16 protein-coding genes are annotated in these 18081 nt (G+C 70.7%); 8 read left to right on the forward strand and 8 right to left on the reverse strand.

The window, feature by feature from the left end; all coding sequences use genetic code 11:
* Window positions 1-85 precede the first annotated feature (85 nt).
* Window positions 86-1150 (reverse strand): succinyl-diaminopimelate desuccinylase, encoded by a 1065-nt coding sequence (gene dapE, locus ACYVDG_RS02365; RefSeq protein ID WP_460746650.1) that lies wholly within the window; start codon window positions 1148-1150, stop codon window positions 86-88.
* Between the two features lie 170 nt (window positions 1151-1320).
* Window positions 1321-2157, reverse strand: a complete 837-nt coding sequence (locus ACYVDG_RS02370; RefSeq protein ID WP_460746427.1) for a 2,3,4,5-tetrahydropyridine-2,6-dicarboxylate N-succinyltransferase — start codon at window positions 2155-2157, stop codon at window positions 1321-1323.
* A gap of 255 nt (window positions 2158-2412) precedes the next feature.
* On the opposite strand from ACYVDG_RS02370, the gene ACYVDG_RS02375 reads away from it, so the two are divergent.
* The 4 genes from ACYVDG_RS02375 to tnpB all read left to right on the forward strand — a co-directional run bounded on the left by ACYVDG_RS02375 (window position 2413) and on the right by tnpB (window position 5558).
* Entirely contained in the window at window positions 2413-3285 is an 873-nt protein-coding gene (locus ACYVDG_RS02375) for a hypothetical protein (RefSeq protein ID WP_460746431.1), read from the forward strand.
* 249 nt (window positions 3286-3534) lie between these two features.
* Window positions 3535-3810: a hypothetical protein gene (locus ACYVDG_RS02380; RefSeq protein WP_460746433.1), complete on the forward strand. Its 276-nt coding sequence runs from the start codon at window positions 3535-3537 to the stop codon at window positions 3808-3810.
* 234 nt (window positions 3811-4044) lie between these two features.
* Window positions 4045-4569 (forward strand): hypothetical protein, encoded by a 525-nt coding sequence (locus ACYVDG_RS02385; RefSeq protein WP_460746436.1) that lies wholly within the window; start codon window positions 4045-4047, stop codon window positions 4567-4569.
* Window positions 4569-5558, forward strand: coding sequence for an IS607 family element RNA-guided endonuclease TnpB (gene tnpB, locus ACYVDG_RS02390; RefSeq protein WP_460746651.1), 990 nt, complete (start codon window positions 4569-4571; stop codon window positions 5556-5558). Before ACYVDG_RS02385 ends, tnpB begins: the two co-directional genes overlap by 1 nt.
* 75 nt (window positions 5559-5633) lie before the next feature.
* On the opposite strand, the gene dapC is transcribed toward tnpB, so the two are convergent.
* Both dapC and fdxA read right to left on the reverse strand, forming a co-directional pair.
* Entirely contained in the window at window positions 5634-6743 is a 1110-nt protein-coding gene (gene dapC, locus ACYVDG_RS02395) for a succinyldiaminopimelate transaminase (RefSeq protein WP_460746439.1), read from the reverse strand.
* A 183-nt stretch (window positions 6744-6926) separates the two neighbouring features.
* Window positions 6927-7247, reverse strand: coding sequence for a ferredoxin (gene fdxA, locus ACYVDG_RS02400; protein ID WP_460746441.1), 321 nt, complete (start codon window positions 7245-7247; stop codon window positions 6927-6929).
* Between the two features lie 180 nt (window positions 7248-7427).
* On the opposite strand from fdxA, the gene ACYVDG_RS02405 reads away from it, so the two are divergent.
* The 3 genes from ACYVDG_RS02405 (at window position 7428) to ACYVDG_RS02415 (ending at window position 10521) form a co-directional block, all read left to right on the forward strand.
* Window positions 7428-7679, forward strand: a complete 252-nt coding sequence (locus tag ACYVDG_RS02405; RefSeq protein ID WP_460746444.1) for a putative acetyltransferase — start codon at window positions 7428-7430, stop codon at window positions 7677-7679.
* Window positions 7680-7878: 199 nt separating this feature from the next.
* Window positions 7879-9240: a hypothetical protein gene (locus ACYVDG_RS02410; RefSeq protein WP_460746445.1), complete on the forward strand. Its 1362-nt coding sequence runs from the start codon at window positions 7879-7881 to the stop codon at window positions 9238-9240.
* Between the two features lie 183 nt (window positions 9241-9423).
* Window positions 9424-10521, forward strand: coding sequence for a site-2 protease family protein (locus tag ACYVDG_RS02415; RefSeq protein ID WP_460746450.1), 1098 nt, complete (start codon window positions 9424-9426; stop codon window positions 10519-10521).
* Between the two features lie 10 nt (window positions 10522-10531).
* Here the strand turns inward: ACYVDG_RS02415 and ACYVDG_RS02420 are convergent, their stop codons facing one another.
* Together ACYVDG_RS02420 and mshB are read right to left on the reverse strand one after the other, a co-directional pair.
* Complete coding sequence (locus ACYVDG_RS02420; RefSeq protein WP_460746454.1) at window positions 10532-11047, reverse strand: hypothetical protein; 516 nt, start codon at window positions 11045-11047, stop codon at window positions 10532-10534.
* A 59-nt stretch (window positions 11048-11106) separates the two neighbouring features.
* Window positions 11107-11973: an N-acetyl-1-D-myo-inositol-2-amino-2-deoxy-alpha-D-glucopyranoside deacetylase gene (mshB, locus tag ACYVDG_RS02425; RefSeq protein ID WP_460746458.1), complete on the reverse strand. Its 867-nt coding sequence runs from the start codon at window positions 11971-11973 to the stop codon at window positions 11107-11109.
* Window positions 11974-12102: 129 nt separating this feature from the next.
* Here mshB and ACYVDG_RS02430 point away from each other — a divergent pair, with 129 nt between their 5' ends.
* Window positions 12103-14292, forward strand: a complete 2190-nt coding sequence (locus tag ACYVDG_RS02430; protein WP_460746462.1) for a S9 family peptidase — start codon at window positions 12103-12105, stop codon at window positions 14290-14292.
* 113 nt (window positions 14293-14405) lie between these two features.
* Here the strand turns inward: ACYVDG_RS02430 and ACYVDG_RS02435 are convergent, their stop codons facing one another.
* Window positions 14406-16253, reverse strand: coding sequence for a serine/threonine-protein kinase (locus tag ACYVDG_RS02435; RefSeq protein WP_460746467.1), 1848 nt, complete (start codon window positions 16251-16253; stop codon window positions 14406-14408).
* A gap of 28 nt (window positions 16254-16281) precedes the next feature.
* The gene (locus ACYVDG_RS02440) at window positions 16282-18066 is read right to left on the reverse strand and encodes a serine/threonine-protein kinase (protein ID WP_460746470.1); all 1785 of its coding nucleotides are present in this window, start codon (window positions 18064-18066) and stop codon (window positions 16282-16284) included.
* Window positions 18067-18081: the final 15 nt, after the last annotated feature.

The following is an 18081-nucleotide window of genomic DNA, read 5'->3' on the forward strand; positions in this document are numbered from 1 at the left end:
TAACCACGCGTGACGCGCCGGTGGCCGGTAGCGGCCGTTGCGGGTTCACTGGGGCCAGCACTGCTCCCGGTCTGGTCGGCGCTGGTCAGCGCCGGCCGGTGAGCCAGGCGACCATACGCTCCTCCGCCTCACGGATCTGCGGGATCTTGGCGTACTCGTCACGGGTGTGCGCGAGCATCGGATCGCCGGGGCCGTAGTTGACCGCGGGCACCCCCAGCTCGGAGAAGCGCGAGACGTCGGTCCAGCCGAGCTTGGCACGGGCCTCCCCCTCACCCACGGCGGTGACGAAGGCGGCGGCCGACGGGTCGTCGAGGCCGGGGCGGGCCGGGGCGGCGGAGTCGGTCACCGTGACCTCGAACCCCGCGAAGAGCTCGCGCAGGTGCGCCTCGGCCTCGGCGGGCGAATGGTCGGGTGCGTACCGGTAGTTCACCCGGACCACGCACTCGTCCGGGATGACGTTCCCGGCCACACCGCCCTCGACGGACACCGCGTTGAGGCCCTCGTGGAAGGTGAGCCCTTCCACCTCCGGCTGCCTGGGCGTGTAGGCGCGCAGGACGTCCAGGACCGCGCCCGCCTTGTGGATGGCGTTCTCCCCCCGCCAGGAACGCGCACTGTGCGCGCGCTTTCCGGAGGCCTTCACGTCCACGCGCATGGTGCCCTGGCAGCCGCCCTCGATCACCCCGTCGGTGGGCTCCATGAGGATCGCGAAGTCGCCGGCGAGCCATTCGGGGTGGTTGCGCGCCATGCGGCGGAGGCCGTTGCGCGAGGCGTCGACCTCCTCGTTGTCGTAGAAGACGTAGGTGACGTCGTGGACCGGTTCGGTGACCAGTGCGGCCAGTTTGAGCTGGACCGCCACCCCGGCCTTCATGTCCGAGGTGCCGCAGCCGTAGAGGAGGTCTCCGTCCACACGGGAGGGCACGTTCTCGACGATCGGCACGGTGTCGAGGTGACCGGCGATCACGACCCGCCGGTCACGACCGAGGTCGGTGCGGGCGACGACGGCGTCGCCGTCCCGGGCGACAGTGAGGTGGGGCAGGGCCGACAGGGCGCTCTCGACCGCGTCGGCGAGGGCCTTCTCGTCACCGCTCTCGGAACGTGTGTCCACGAGGGCAGCGGTCAGGTCCGCTACGTCCGAGGTCAGGTCCAGCATGTTGTCGCCCCGTTTCGGTGAGGTGTGCGTTGGCGTGGGGGTGTGCGGGCGCACCGCCGCGTTCGGTGTGCGCACGACACGTGGCCACCTTAGAACAGAAGGCGGGGCACCCTCCCACGGTGGGAAGGGCGCCCCTAACCGAACGGTCCCGAACGCGGGGCCGTCCGCTGCTATGCGTTGACGCCGTGCTCGCGGAGCAGGTCGTTCAGGGCGAGCTTGTCGTGCTCCTGGCCCTCTTCGAGGCGCTTGAGCACCAGCAGGACGGGCATGCCGAATTCGCCGCCGGGGAAGCTCTTGTTGCGGTTGGCGGTGACACACACCGACCAGGCCGGGGCCTCGCCGCGGGGCAGTTCCTCGCCGGTCTCGGCGTCGAAGACGCGCGTGGACGAGGTGAGGATGGTGCCCGCGCCGAGCTTGGCGCCCTTGCGCACGCGGGCGCCCTCGACCACCATGCTGCGCGAACCGAGGAAGGCCTCGTCCTCGATGATGACCGGGGAGGCCTGCGGCGGCTCGAGCACGCCGCCGACGCCGACGCCGCCGGACAGGTGGACCTTCTCGCCGACCTGGGCGCAGGAACCGACGGTGGCCCAGGTGTCGACCATCGTGCCGGAACCGACGTAGGCGCCGATGTTGGTGAAGGAAGGCATGAGGACGACGCCCGGTGCGAGGTAGGAGCCCCAGCGGGCGATCGCGCCGGCGACGACGCGGACACCGTCGAAGCGGGTCTTCAGCGGCATGCGGTCGTGGTAGTAGAAGTCCCCTACCGTCGACTCCTGCATGTCCAGGACCTTGAAGCCGAGGAGGATGGAGCGCTTGGCGCGCTCGTCGACGACCACGTCGTTGGTGTCGGGGTCGACGAAGGCCACACGGGCCTTACCCTCGTCGATCTGGTCGATGGCGCCGGTGATGATCGCGCGCGCTTCGGTATGGCCGGGGGTGAGTTCGGAGCGCTGCTCCCAGAGTTCATCGATCTGGTCGGGCAGCGGACTCTTGTACGAGCTGGTCATGTACACCAACGTTAGTCGCTTCCCGGGGGTGCCGGGCATGCGCCCCGCCCGCGCCGTTCTGAGCGTTTCGCCACTCCTTCGCCGAGCCGCGGCGCACCCCCCTGTGATGGCGCCGCGGGCCGACTACAATTCGCCCGAGGCCCGCCAGGGACGGCTACTCCGCCCGCCCCGGCGCGCCCGGTGCACGGTCTCGCGGACGCCGGTTCGAGGACGGGAACCCGTGTGCCCCATCTGTCGTCGACCCTTGGTTCGCCCGTGCCCACTAAGCGCAGGAAGTTCTCCGCGTTCGCCAAAATCCTCCTCGCCCTGACCTTCATGTGCGGCCTGTTCGTCGCCGGGGGGTACTACGTGATCACCACGTTCGAGCCGCTCGACACCAGGGACGAGCCCGAACCGGGCTGCCGCCTGAGCCTGTCGGACGGCCGCTACGACATGGAGGTCAGCCAAGCGGTGAACGCGGCGACCGTGGGCGGCGTGGCGTTCAGCCGCAACATGCCCGAAGAAGCGGTGACGGTGGCCTACGCGACGGTGTGGCAGGAGTCGACCTTCTACAACGTGCAGCACGGCGACCGGGACTCGTTGGGCCTCTTCCAACAGCGTCCGTCCCAGGAGTGGGGGGAACCGGAGGAGATCCTGGACCCGGTGCTCTCCAGCAGGGCGTTCTACGACGAACTCGCCGAGGTGAGCGGCTGGGAGGAGCTCCCGGTCTACGAGGCCGCCCAGCGGGTCCAGCGCAGTGCCCACGGATTCGCCTACGACCAGCACGAGGACCTGTCCGCCAGGATGGCCGAGACCCTCAGCGGCCGGAAGGGACCGGCGGTCACCTGCTGGTTCGCATCGGACGATGTGACTGAATTCCAGGCCAGCGACGCCGACACCGCGGGTGCCTTGGACGAGCTGACCAGGGTGTTCGGCACCGATCCGGCCACCCTGCCCACGGACGACCCCCCGCAGACCGGTGACCTGGGGTGGGCGATGGCCCTGTGGTCCGTGGTGCACGCCGAGGAGTACGGGCTGACGTCGGTGACCTACGACGGCCAGCAGTGGCAGGCCTCCAACGGGCTGGACGGCGCTGAGGCGTGGTCCGAGGTGGACGACGACACGGGGGGACGCGTGGTGCTGCGTTAGCGCGTGGTCCCGCATGAGCGGTGGGGCGCCGCCGGAGCGCACCGGGCGGCCCGCCCCCTGCCTTGGAACCGTGGCCCTCGCCCGTGGGTCAGTGCGTGGGTCAGTGCACGTCACAGAGGATTCTTGACCGCGATACCGTGCTAGGAACTCCTCGGAGGTGCACATGCACAGCCCCTACTGGAACACGTGGAACGGTGGCGTGGAACAGAAGTGCAAGAACTGCGGAAAACCCCGGTACGAGTGACCCCCGTGTCCGAGCCCACCGAAGTCATCGCCTGCTGGCTCCCCCACGACGCCCGGTGGCACGCCCAGGCGAGAAGGGCGGCGCACGAGGGCCTGTCCCCACTGCGGACGTACGTGACCGCACTGGTGCTGGACCACCGGGACGGCGGGAATCAGGTAGTCGACGATGACGGCCTGGCGACGCTGAGAGCGGTCCTCGAGGACCTCTCCGGCCTCCCCTGGGGCGACCTGGACCACGTGGAGTGGCCCGAGGTCCAGCGTGCCCTACTCCCCCGGCGTTGAGCGGCTACGTTCCCCGGGGTTGTGAGCTGTTCGGGGTTCCCCCAGCAACCATCCACTCCCGTCAACAAAGATCACGACGGCCGCAGGCCACCAGCGCACAGCTAAACATGCGGATCGATTCCCCTTGGGAAAAGAACCAGGGGGAGTTCGCCGATTCCCCCACACCGGCCCACCCGCTCCGCTAACGTCTTTCTCGAACGTGCGAACGAGACACCGGGAAAGGGGGTGAGACCCGTGGCCGAGACCGCCCTACAGCAGGACGAGCAACAAGCAGAAGGCAAGAACAAGAAGAAGCCGAAGAAGAAGCGGGGGTTTCAGCCCCGCCCCGGGCACGTGGTCCAGGCCTACGTCTTCGCTCTGGACCCGGGGGCCGAGACCGAGCAGCGGTTGCGCTCGCACTGCGGCGGGGCCCGGACGGCCTTCAACTGGGCCCGCAACCACGTCCTGGCCACCTGGGACCAACGCAATGCCGAGGCCTCCTATGGGGTTGCTGAGTCTGAGCGCACCCCGTGGCGGTCCTGGTCGCTGCCCGCCCTGCGGCGGGCGTTCAACGCCGCAAAGAGGGATGATCCCCGGTTCGCTTCCTGGTGGGCGGACAACTCCAAGGAGGCCTACAACACCGGCCTGGCGAACGCGGCGGCCGGCTTCGATGCCTATGCCGCCGCCAAGCGCGGCGATCGCAAGGGTCCGAGGGTGGGGGTGCCGCGGCCCAAGTCCAAGCACCGGGCCCGCTGTCGTGCCGGTTCACCACCGGGGTAATCCGGTGTGAGGACACCCGGCGTCATGTCACGTTGCCGGTGGTGGGGCGGGTGCGTACCCATGAGTCCACCCGCAAACTCCACCGCCGCCTGGCGAATGGGACCGCGCGGATCCTGTCGGCCACGGTGTCGCACCGGCGGGGGCGGTGGCAGGTGTCCTTCCAGGTCGAGATCGAACGCGCTCCCCGTGTCCCGGCCCGCCCGGAGGGGGTGGCCGGGGTGGACCTGGGAGTGAAGTCTTTGGCGGTGGTCGCCGACTGCGACGGTGGGGTGTGGCAGGTGGCCAACCCCCGCCACCTGGAGGGGGCACTGACCGACCTGCGCCGGGCCTCGCGCAGGGTGTCGCGGCGCCAGGGTCCGGACCGGCGCACCGGGCGCCCTCCTTCCAAGCGGTGGGTCCAGGCCGACCGGGCCCGAAACAAGGTGCACCACCGGGTGGCGAACCTGCGCACCGACGCGCTGCACCACCTGACCACTGCGCTGGCGGGCGAGTACGGCACGGTGGTCATCGAAGACCTGAACGTGGCCGGGATGGTCAAGAACCGGCGTCTGGCCCGCCGCATCCGGGATGCGGGGTTCGGTCAGATCCGCCGCCAACTGGACTACAAGACCACCTGGAATGGCGGGCGCTTGGTGGTGGCCGACCGGTGGTTTGCCAGTAGTAGGACCTGCTCGGGGTGCGGGGCGACGAAAGCCAAGTTGCCGCTGCACGTCCGGGTGTTCGACTGCGACGCATGTCCCCTGGTGTTGGACCGGGATGTGAACGCAGCACGCAACCTCGCCGCCCTGGCGGCGCAGGTGGGCAGTACCGGTACCGGAGTGGCCGGAGACCGGGGAGCGAGGGCTCTGAAGGCCCGTGGAGCCGACCGTAAGACCCGCACCACCCGCACCCGCCGTTCGGCGGGTGCGGGGCGGGCTGGTGGCGCAAGACCGCACAGGCGGAAAGAAACGGGACACCGTCGTCAGGACACCCAACCCCGGTTGTGGTGACACCGTCACGGACCTTTCGTACAGAAATGCACGGGATGCTGATGTTCGCTTAAGACATCAGCAACGGTTGAGCGGCTACTCGGCGAGGCGCTTAGCCGCGGTGTCCACCCGGTCGTCGGTGGCGGTGAAGGCCACTCGGACGTGCCGACCCCCGGTGGGACCGTAGAAGGCACCCGGAGCGACCAGGATGCCGCGGTCGGCGAGGGTTCCCACCGCGCCCCAGGAATCGTGGTCCGGGTGGCTGGCCCACAGGTACAGGCCCGCGTCGGAGTGCTCGATGGTCCACCCGGCACCCTCGAAGGCGGCCCGGAGCTTGCTGCGGCGCACCCGGTACCGCTCCTTCTGCTCCGCGGCGTGCCCGTCGTCGTCCAGGGCGGCCTTCATAGCCGCTTGGACGGGTGCGGGCACGATCATCCCCGCGTGCTTGCGCACCGCCAGGAGTTCGGAGACCAGGCCCGGGTCACCCGCGACGAAGGCGGCCCGGTATCCGGCGAGGTTGGAGCGCTTGGAGAGCGAGTGCACGGCGAGCAGGTTGTCGTGCGAGCCGCCGCACACGTCCGGGTGCAGGATCGAGACCGGTTCCGTACCGTCCCAGCCGAGGTCCAGGTAGCACTCGTCGGAGGCGACGATCGCGCCGCGTTCACGGGCCCAGTCCACGACCTTGCGCAGGTGGTCCACGCCGAGGACGCGGCCGGTCGGGTTGCCGGGCGAGTTCACCCACACCAGCTTCACGTCGGCCGGGCCGAGGGAGGTGAGGCCGTCGGAGGCGACCGGGGTGGCCCCGGCGATCCGCACGCCCACGTCGTAGGTCGGGTAGGCGAGTTCGGGGTGGACGACGGTGTCTCCCGCGCCCAGGCCCAGCAGGGTCGGCAGCCAGGCCACCAGCTCCTTGGACCCCATGGTGGGCAGCACAGCACCGTCGGCGACACGGACGCCGTGGCGGCGCTCCAGCCAGCCCTGAATCGAGGCACGTAGTTCGGGCGTGCCCCAGGTGAGCGGGTAGCCGGGTGAGTCCGCCGCGTCCGCGAGAGCCTTCCTGAGGTTGGCGGGCACCGGGTCGACGGGTGTGCCGACGGACAGGTCGACGATGCCGTCGGGGTGGGCCGCGGCCGTCTTCTTGTACGGAGTCAGCCGGTCCCATGGGAAGGTCGGAAGCCGGTCCGTCACCGGTCGCCGTTCACCCATCGGTGCACTCTCCATCCTCTTCGCCACCTCTACCCTGGTCGCTACCTCTACGGGGATCCGCGCGGACCCGCACACAACAGCGTCGCGCCGACCCCTGCTCGGAGGTCGACGCGACACTCACACTCTGGCTGGCCTCACACCCACGCATACTCTGCGCCAAGGGGATGCGGAGGCGGGCCGCCGCTACTCGGCCTGCGGAGGCAGCTTGGCGACGATCGGGTGGTCCCGGTCGATCTTGCCGACCTTGGAGGCGCCGCCGGGCGAGCCGATGTCGTCGAAGAAGTCGACATTGGCCTTGTAGAAGTCGGACCACTGCTCGGGCAGGTCGTCCTCGTAGTAGATGGCCTCGACGGGGCAAACCGGCTCACACGCACCACAGTCAACGCACTCGTCCGGGTGGATATAGAGCATGCGGTCGCCCTCGTAGATGCAGTCCACGGGGCACTCGTCAATGCATCCCTTGTCCAGCACATCAACACAGGGTTGCGCGATGACGTAGGTCACGTCGTACTCCTTGTCTCACCCCCGCTTACCCGGGGGAGGCGGGGACCTTCAGAGCTCCCGGGCCACCGGTCCGACGTGCGGGCGTCGTCCGTGTTCCCGGCTCTTCAAGCAATTGGCACAGATGTCGTACTCCTAGTATGGCGTCGGAGAACACCCATCGCACACTCGGGGGCGGGAATTATGCACTTGCGCGGACAGCTGGTCCACAGGATCGTCCCAGAGGACCTCGGCAAGCGGGTCACCGTACGAATCTCCCTCCCCGAAGGCGCCTTCACCGATATCATCGGTGTGGTGGAGTCCTGGGCCGACGGTGTACTCAGCCTACGTCGTAGGGACAACTCCACAGTGGAGGTCGCCGAAGCCGACATCGTCGCCAGCCGTGTCGTCCCCCCCGTTCCCCCTCGTCGGCGTGGCAGGGGCCCCCGCAGTTGACCGAGCACGGCCCGCACAGCGGGTCGTGGAGGGCGCCTATCGGCGCCCGCAAGCAGGCATTCTTCGCCTTTTCCGGGGTAGGAGAGGCTCAGCCCCGGCACGTTCCCCCAACCGTGCCCTCGGGCAGACAACGAAGCACCGCGCCCGGCCGTCTCAACAGGCGGACGGGCACGAGGTACGCGGGGAGGTGGCGCCCATTATGCGGGAGGCAGTCGCGTCCGCCCTCGCCGAACTGGCCCGGCGGGACGAGCGGGCCGCCGACATGGCGCGTCTGGCCCTGGACACGCTCGCCCCCGAGCAGGAGATCCAACGGCTCAACCAACACGCCATACAGCGCTTCTGCTGGTACGAGCTCCCCATGCGCTTCCAGAACTCCTCCGAGGACCGGCTCTTCGCGGTCCGCTCGCTCGGCCACCTCTTCCAGCTCCTCCAGCTCTACCGCTACGCGCAGGTGTGCTCCGCCAACGAGACCGCCACCCTGCTCGCCCTCTATGACAAGGATCACACGGCCGCCCTGGCCATGTACGAACGGCTCATGTGGGAGTCCGGGGTGGAACCGCCTGACCTGCCCGAACTCACCTGGGGCACCGCCGTCGGCGACGTCGAACTGCACGCCCGAAGAGAGACCGCCGCCGCCCTCGAGCTGGCGATCTCCCTCGGCGACATCCGGCCCGGCAAGCGCGGGTGGCGTCCCGCCCAGGAGCGGTTCGCCCGGTCCTTCCTCACCCAGCCGGACCACCGCGGCCTCAGCCATCTGGACCGTGTCCGCGAGGAACGGGTGCGGGCCTGGATGTCCTCCACGGCCCACCCGCACCGGCAGCGCCTGTGGCCGCTGGTGGGACAGATCATCGCCGGGGCGGACGTGCCTCGCACCGCCGTCTCCGCCATGGCACCGCTGCAGCGCCTGCTGGACCTGGCCGCCGACGGCATCACCCTCACCCAGATCGGCTACATCTCGCCCGGCGTGGTCCGGCAGATGTGTGAGGACTTCGGCTGGTCCACCTGCCCCGAACCGCCGCGCAGCGAGACCGACGCCACCCAGCTCATCTCGCTCCACCAGGTACTGCGGACGATGCGGGCGGTGCGCCGCTCCGGCCGTCGGCTCGAACTCACCCGCCGCGGCCAGCAGCTGCGGGAGAACCCCGAGGCACTGTGGCAAGCGGCCACGGAGACCCTGTGCCGGACCGGCGGGATCGAACAGGCGGCCGCGGAGACCCTCCTGGGCATGCTGCTGGCCCGCTCACCCCAGGGGCTGGGTTCGCACGCGCGGCGCGGGATCTCGGACGCCGAGGCGGCCGAGCGGGTGCTCACCGAGTCCGGCTGGCGCCCCGTGGAACCACCGGTGGCCGCCGGTCGGCACGCCGCCTCTCACCGGCGCACCGCGGACGCCGCGTCCGACCAGGTCCGCGCGATGGTGATGGCGGTGGGATGGCTGCTGGAAGCACTCGGCCTGGTCACCGGGGACGACAGCGACGGCCGCCGGGAGCTGACCGCGCCCGGGCGGAGGTTCGCGGTGGCGTGCCTGCACAAGTCCGCGGTGGCGCCCCGCGCCGTGGTCTAGGCGTACATCGCGCGTGCACCGGCACGCGCATCCGAAGGACCGTTCACCGGCCTCGGCGAGGCGGCGACCGGACCCGTGGAAGGGCCGCAACCGGGACCGCTCCGCGGTGCGGCACCCGCTGCGAAGGGGTGCAGGGCAGGGCCTAACCTGGAGCGCGAACCACCCCATACCAGCAGGAGCATCATGCCCACGCCCGAGCCGCCGCAGAAGGCGGAGTCCGACGACGTGCCCGGCCCCGACACCGAAGCGGAGTCCGGTGACGAGGTACGCGCCGCCGACCCGTGGGAGCAGATGCCCGACGACGCACTGAACGCGGCGGGGGTCGGCGCGGAGCGCTCGAAGCGGCACAGCGACGGGCCCGAAGACGGCGCGGGCGAGGACGCGGAGGACAGCCCCGGCCAAAGCTCCGCGGAGGGCGTACGGAGCGGCGAGGCCGATCCCGAGGCGAACGACGACGACGCGGGCGACAGCGCTCCGGCCAAGGCTTCCAGCTGGGCGGACTTCGCGCCGAGCCCGGTGTTCGTGCTGCTCCTAGGCCTGGCCTGGTTCGCGGGATGGCTGTCCTGGCGTGCCGTGGAGCTGGACTGGGCCACCGACGAGACGGCGGTCACCCCGCTCATCCCGCCGCTGCTCATCCTGCTCGGGTGGATCGTGTCGGTGGCCGTGCACGAATTCGCGCACGCCCTGGCGGCCTATCTCGCCGGGGACCGTTCCCTGCGCGGCAGTGGTTACCTGCGCTTCAACCCGTTCGCCTACCGGGAGGCCTTCGGCGGCCTGGTCCTACCGGTGCTGTACCTGGGGCTGGGCGGGTTCGGCCTGAACGGGCCGCCCACGTACGTGAACTGGGAGCGCATTCCGAGCCCTGGCCGCCGTGTGATGGTGGCGCTGGCCGGGCCGCTGGCCAGCCTGCTGGTCTCGGCCGCGCTGGCACTGACCGTGACGCTGCTCGTGCCGGTGGGCCAGGACAGCGTGAACTGGGCGATCTCCGCAATGGCGTTCCTGGCCTTCGCCAACCTCACCAGCGCCCTGGTCAACCTGCTGCCGGTCCCGGGCCTGGACGGCTACCACGTGCTGGCCGCGTTCCGCGACACGCGCTGGACGACGTTCGCCAAGGTCAACGGCCTGTTCTTCTCGATCGGTGTGTTCGCGGTGCTGTGGCTTCCCGTGGTGCGGGACCTCTTCGACACACTGATCTACACGCTGTTCGAGCTGATCCTGCCGAACCCGACCGTTCCCGGGATGATGTTCCACGGCAAGCTGCTGCTGCAGTTCTGGAACTGATCCGTGTCCCTCATCCGGGACCTGCGGTACCGCTGGGCCCGGATGAGGGACCTCCCGTGCTCGGTACCACCGAGGTGGGGAAAACGGGGCCGCGCACCTGGGGGAACGCGGCGCTGCGCACCACGGCGGCACCGAGGGCGACCATGGCACCGAAGAGGAAGACGTAGTTGATGACGGCGTCGGAGAAAACGATGCTGCCGCCGGGCAGGTAGCCGATCAGACCGAGCAGGGACACAAGGAAGCCGACCGCGAAGGCAGCGGCGCCGGACTGCCGACGGCTCCCCCAACCGGCCAGTCGGCACAGCGCGTACAGCAGGACCAGGAACGCGAGCACACCCGCCGCGATCCCGGCCTGTACCGGCAGCCCCAGCCCCCAGAAATGGGCGAACCAGCCCATCCCGAAGCTGGCGGCCAGCCCCACGGCGAGGCCCCCGCAGAACAGGATCACGCAGGAGAGCCCGGTCATCACGGGCGAGAGCAGGGCGAGGCGGCTTCGCGGCTCTTGGGCCGTTTCAGGAGTGGTCACGGAAGTCGAGGGTAGGCGCTCCGGAGCGGGCCGGGTATCAGGGTTCAGCGGTCCGGGTGTCACAGACCGGCGAACAGGTCGGTCTCGTAGCCGTCCTCCCCGGCCTTGGGCGGCGGGCCCAACAGCAGGGTGTAGTGCTCCACCGCGTCGATCTCCTGCGCGATGTCGTTGGACAGCGCGAAGCGCTCCCCGTCCACGGTGATCTGGGTGGCGTGCGCGCGCATGGCCAGGGCCTTGGCCGCCCAGTGGTCGGTGGCGTCGATCCGGGTGGTGACCACGGCGTCGGGGGTACCCCGGGCGATGTCGGACACCTGCTGGGGCGGGGTGAAGGGCCCCGCCTCCTCGTTGAGCCGGGCGATGGAGGCCTCGATCCGCGAGACCGGCTGGGCGATCGCGTAGAGCTTGCCGACCTGCCAGGGCGTACCGGGCATGGCCCGCTCGTTGGCCTTGGCGCAGGCCCTGCGGGTGACTTGGTGGGCCTGGATGTGGTCGGGGTGGCCGTAGCCGCCGTGCTCGTCGTAGCTGACGAGGACGTGGGGCCGGACCTCGCGGATGATCTCGGCCAGGCGTCGGGCGGCCTCCTCGGCATCGGCGGCCCAGAAGGCCCGGGGGTGGTCGTTGGTGGCGCCGTCCATCATCCCCGAGTCCCGGTAGCGCCCGGGGCCGCCGAGGAAGCGGTGGTCCCGGACGCCCAGGGCCACGCACGCCTTGCCCAGCTCCCCGCTCCGGTACTCGCCCAGGGCATCTTCGCGGTCGGAGGTCAGCTGCGCGAGCTCGGCGGGGATGACCTCGCCCTCCTCACCCAGCGTGCAGGTCACCAGGGTGACTCCGGCCCCCTCGGCCGCGTACTTCGCCAGCGTCGCCCCGGTGACGATACTCTCGTCGTCCGGGTGCGCGTGCACCATCATCAGTCGCCTGTCCTTCACCCAGCGAACAATACCGTCCGGATGCCGGTTTCCCTGTCCGAACGCCCACATCGACGGCGAGTTCCGCGGGATTCCCCGAGGGCCACGAGTCCATCGCGCCCCGTCCACTGAATGGGACACAATCGGCCTATGAGTTTTCCTCGCCAACAGGCCCGCACCCAGCGCTTCACGATCGGAGTCCCGCGCGCGTTCCAGATCTCCCCGAACGGGGAACGCGTGACCTTCCTGCGCGGACGCGACGGCACGGACAGGGGTACCTGCCTGTGGCTGTACTCCGCTGAGACGGGCACCGCGACGGTGCTCGCCGACCCCAAGGCGCTCGGCGCCGACGACGAGAACCTTCCGCCCGAGGAGCGGGCCCGACGCGAGCGGATGCGCGAGCACGGTGGCGGCATCGTGTCGTACACGGTGGACGACGCCTTCACCCGCGCGGTGTTCACGCTGTCCGGGCGGGTGTTCTACGTGGACCTGGTCGGTGACGACACCGCCCCGCGCGAGCTCCCGGTGGCCAGCCCGGCCGTGGACCCGCGGATCAACCCCGCCGGTGACCGGGTCGCCTACGTGCACCGAGGCGCGGTCCGGGTGATCGACACCGTCGACAACGGCGACGAGGACCGCGACCGGCTGCTGGTCGAGCCGGACGGTGAGAACGTCACCTGGGGCCTGGCCGACCTGGTCTCCGCCGAGGAGATGGGCCGGGTGCGCGGTTTCTGGTGGGCGCCGGACGGCCGCTCGCTGGCGGTCAGCCGGGTCGACGAGTCGGAGGTGAACCGCTGGTTCGTCGGCGACCCGAACCAACCCGGGCAGGAGCCCCAGCCGCTGCGCTATCCGGCGGCCGGGACGGCTAACCCGGACGTGCGGCTGGCCGTGCTTCCGGTGCCGTCCCCGACCGAGTACCGGCGCAACGGCCGGGTGGACCCCTCCCCCGTCGAATGGGACCGGGAGAACCTGCCGTACCTGCCGACGGTCGGCTGGACCACCGGCCCGGACGGCGACCCCACCCTGGTGTTCACCGCGCAGAGCCGCGATCAGCGCACGCTCTCCCTGTTCAGCGCCGACCCGGCGACCGGCTTGGTCTCGGAGACCCGCACCGAGAGCGACGGCGTGTGGGTCGAGCTCATGCCGGGCGTGCCGGACTTCACCGCCTCGGGTGAGCTGGTGTGGATCGGCCGCCGGAACGGCACCGGCGAGCGCCGGGTGTACGTCGGGGACCGCGCGGTCAGCGGAGAAGGCGTGTACGTGCGCGGTGTCGCGGGGGTGGACGGCGACCGGGTCCTGTTCTCCGGTTCGCCCGAGGGCCGTCCCGGCGACGTGTCGCTGTGGTTGGCCGACACCCGGCTGGGGACCTGCTCCCCGGTGGAGCTGCCCGAGGGGTCCGACGACGGCCACGGCGGTCTGCGCGCCGGGCGCCTGGCCGGGGACACCCTCGTGCTCCAGCACAGGTCGCTGGACTTCACGGGGGTACGGACGTTCGTGGTGCGGGGGGCCAGCACCGAGACCCGGCGCACCCACGGGGAGATCGAGAGCTTCGCCGAGGCACCGGACCTGCCCGACGTGCGCGTGGAGTCCTGGCTGGCCGGGGAGCGGAAGATCCCGACCTCCCTGGTCCTGCCGTCCTGGTACCGCGAAGGCGAGACACCCCTGCCCGTGCTGGTCGCACCGTACGGCGGACCGCACGCACAGCGCGCCCTCAACGCGCGCGGCGCGTACCTGTCCTCGCAGTGGTTCGCCGAGCAGGGTTTCGCCGTCCTCATCGCGGACGGGCGCGGCACCCCCGGCGTGGACGTCGCCTATGAGCAGGCCGTCCACCACGACCTCGCCGAGCCGGTCCTGGCGGACCAGGTGGCGGCGCTGGAGGACGCGGCCCAGCGGTTCGGCTGCCTGGACCTGACCCGCGTGGGCATCCACGGGTGGTCGTTCGGCGGCTACCTGGCCGCCCTGGCGGTGCTGCGCCGACCGGACGTGTTCCATGCGGCCGTTGCGGGCGCACCGGTGATCGACTGGGCACTGTACGACACTCACTACACGGAGCGCTACCTCGGCCTGCCGCAGGAGCAGGAGGAGGCGTACGCCGGGTCGTCGCTGATGTCGGACGCGGCCAAGCTGGAGCGGCCGCTGATGCTGATCCACGGCCTGATCGACGACAACGTGGTCTTCGCCCACACCCAACGGCTGTCCGAGGCGCTGCTCGCGGCGGGCCGACCGCACACGGTGCTGCCGCTGGCGGGCGTGACGCACAGCCCGTCGGATCCGGTCACGGCGGAGAACCTGCTGCTGTTGCAGGTGGACTTCCTCAAGGAGAACCTCAAGGGCGCGTAACTCTCGGGTTCCCGGCCCCGGTGCCGTGCGTTCGGGCGGAAGCGCTCGGCGCCGGGGGCCACAGCTGAGCGGGGTTCCCGCGCGGTTCGCTCGGCCGGGGAGCCATGGCCTCCCTAGTTGACCTCCGACTCGTCCGGCACCTCGATCTCCACGGGTTCATCGACGATGGTGAAGACGATCTCCCAGCTGTTGGATCCGCCGAAGTCCTCGTCTGGGGCGGTGGCGTCCGCTCCGGAGTAGTCGAACCTGCGGAGGTAGCCGTCCTCGTCGACCCACAGGTCGAAGTCCATCTCCACTGTCTCGTTTTCCCCTGGCTCCTCCGGCGATTCCCGGATCTCGAGGAAGGTGCCGGAGTAGTGGTGGGCGGGCGCCTCCGTGTCCTCGTGGTCGAACCCTTCCATGTTCCAGTCCCTGGGACCTTCGTAGCGGACCGTGGTCAGCCCCTGGTAGGACGCGTCCGCCTGCGTCTCCGGGTCCAGCAGGTCGGCGATGGTGTCCACGAAGGGCAGTTCGTCGGGCCAGCCGTCGGGCAGCGCGCCCTGCTCGCGTTCGTACGGCCCGGGTTCTACGCCCACACCCGCCGAGTACGAGCGGCTCAGGACGTCCTCCAGGTCCTCGCCGATGGCGAGCCTCTGAATAAGGTACGGACCGCCAAAGGCCTCGTACTGGAGGACCGGCTGGGGCTCCTCCGTGTAGCGGTGGACGATCAAATGACCGTGCGCTCCGCCCGAGATCCGATTGTTGTACGCCTCAAACCCATCGGCGTACTCGAGTAGTTCGATCCCCTGTGCGACGACGTCCTCCCAGTCGTCGGGGTCCCCTCTGACCGCGAGCGGCTCCTCGTCCCCGGCCTCTTCCGCGTCGCCCGCCGCGCCTGCCGTCTCGTCAGACGGCCCTCCCTCCGAGGATGCCCCCGGCCACAGGAGTGTCCCGCCGCCGAGCAGTACCAAGGCCAGGACCGCGGCACCGGCGGCGAGCCACCGCTTGCCAGGGCCCCGACGCACCCTCCTCTGCTCCGGAGCGGCGACACCCTGCCACTCGGCGGCCAGGATGCCGGGCACGACCTCGGTGGGCTGCTCTACCGGGGCCGGTCCGACACGCGTGGCGGCCCACGCCCCGGTGAGTTCGGCGAGGACTTGGGCCGCGGTGGGCCGTTCGGAGGGTTCCTTGGCGAACGCCCTGCGCACCGGGCCCGCCAGCGGGTCCGGCACCCCTTCCAGGTCGGGGTCCTCGTTGCGCGTCCGGTAGACCAGCACGTCCAGCTGCCCCGTGCCGAAGGGGTCCCGTCCGGTCGCGGCGAACAGCACCAGCCCGGCCCAGGCGAACACGTCCGAGTGTTCGCCCGCGGTCTTCCCCTCGTACTGCTCCGGCGAGATCCACCCCGGGGTGCCGAGGATGCCGCCGGCCCGGGTGAGGGCGGTGGCATCGGCGGCCCGGGCGATCCCGAAGTCCAACACCTTGGGGCCGTCCGGGGCCAGGATCACGTTCCCCGGCTTCAGGTCCCGGTGCACCACGTCCGCGGAGTGGATCGCGACCAAGGCCTCCGCCAGGCCGATGGCCAGGGCAGTGAGCATCCCGCCGGACAGGGGCCCGTGCTCCCGGACGTACTGGCGCAGGGTCTGGCCCGGGACGTACTCGGTGGCCAACCACGGGGTCTGCGCGTCGACGTCGGCACCGAGGAACGACGGCGTGCACGCGGCGTCGACCTTGGCCACGAGGTCCACCTCATGGGCGAAACGCCGCCTGAACTCGGGATCGGCCGCGAATTCGGGGTGGACCATCTTGACCGCCGCACAGGAGCCGTCGTCGGCCAGTCCCGCGTAGACGGCGCCCATGCCGCCCGCGCCGATCCGGCCCACGACTTGATAGGAGCCCAGAAGTTTCGGGTCGTTGCTCGAAGGGGGTTCGATACCGGCGGGCAGGCGATCACGGGAGAAGGGGGGCGGGGGCGGAACAGTCATCGCTCTTCCTCGAGTCGGTTTCGGGGGTTTACGGGACGTCGTCCTCGGTGTAGGCGCAGCTGTCGATCGGCACGCTGCCGGTCAACGCGGTGTCGTGCGGGCCGAAGTCGGCGTTTGCGGGGAAGCTCGGCACTTCGTCCGCAGTGGCGATGCAGAACCCGCCCGGGTAGTCCAGGGAGTCGCCCGCGGCGGCGAAGAGCTCCTCGGGGACGTAGTAGATGATCCGCCCGGACTCCGTCGTCAGCCGAAACCGGGAGGTGGGCTGTTCCGGGTCCAGGTCGGCCAGGACGCCGCTGTTGCTCACGGGGGTGAGACCAAGGCTTTCCTGGTCGGGGCCGATGGTCGACACGGTGTAGAAGTCGTTGCTGTGGAGCCGCAGGCTTCCGTGGTCGGGGAGGTATTCCGCCTCGACCGTCACCCCTGTACTGAAGTCAGTGGCAGAGACCTCTTCGAAGGTCAGTCGGAGCTGGTCCAGCGGCTCGCCCTCGCCGGAGTCGGGGACGAGTCGGCGGATCAGGACGGGTTCGGTCTCGGAGGCGGGCTCGACCGCGGGTTCCCCGGACTCGTAGAGCTCGCGGTGGTCCTCGGGTGCGTCGCCGGGGACGCCCGGTGCCGAGTCCTCCGCGCCGTCGCCGTTCTCCGAACCGTCCGCGCCGTCCGCCTCGGCCGCATCCTGGCCGGGGAGCACGGCTGTGCCCTCGGAGGACAGAGCCCGGACGCCGAGCCCGGCGGCCAGGGCCAGGACCAGCAGGACCGAGCCCGCGGCCAGCACGAGCCGGTTCCTGCGAAACCAGCTCCGCCGGGGCGGTGCGGTACGGGTCCACTCGGTGACCTCGTCATCCGGCGAGGGGTCACCGGACCACGACCGGCCGAGCACCCGCGTGATGTCCGGATCGTCCGCCGCGCCCAAGGTCCCCGCCACGGAGCGCTGGAGGTCGGCAGCTCCGGGCCTCCGTTCGGGGTCCTTGTCGAGGGCCCGCTCCAGAAGGTCGCGCAACGGTGCGGGGGCTCCCTCCAGTGAGGGTGGTTCGGACAGGATGCGCCCGACGACGGCCTCTGAGCTCCCCTCCCCGAACGGCCCTTCGCCGGTGGCCGCGTATACCACCAGTCCGGCCCAGGAGAACACGTCCGAGCGCTCCGTGGCCGGGGCACCCTTGTACTGCTCGGGAGAGATCCACCCCGGGGTACCCACCATCCCCCCGGTCTTGGTCAGGGCGGTGCCGTCGACGGCCCGGGCGATCCCGAAGTCCAACACCTTCGGCCCGCCCGGGGCCAGGATCACGTTCCCCGGCTTCAGGTCCCGGTGCACCACACCCCGGGCGTGGATCGCGGCCAGGGCCTCGGCCACCCCCAGAGCGAAGGCCGTGAGGGCCTCGCCCTGGAGCGGCCCGTTCGCGCGTACGCGCTCGTCCAGGGTCGGGCCGGGCACGTACTCCGTGGCCAACCACGGAATCTCCGCCCGTGCTTCCGACCCCAGGAAAGCGGGTACACACGTCGCGCGCACCCGCCGGACCAGGCCCACCTCCCGCGCGAACCGGGCGCGGAAGTCCGCATCCGACGCGAGGACCCGGTGCACGGACTTGACCGCCACCCGCCGGTCCCGGTCGTCCAGCCCCGCGTACACCACACCCATACCGCCCGCGCCGAGACGCCCCACCAAGCGGAAGGGGCCCAAGTACCGGGGGTCGCTCTGGGTCAGGGGGTCGACCCCGGTGGGCACCTCGGAGCCGGGCAGCGGGGAGCCGGGCGACGGGGAGCCGGTTCCGGACGCCGCGGGACCGGGCTGCGGGGGTACGGGGGGTTCAGAAGTCATGCCAGAGCCTGCCTG

The sequence above is a fragment of the Nocardiopsis oceani genome, assembly GCF_054777395.1.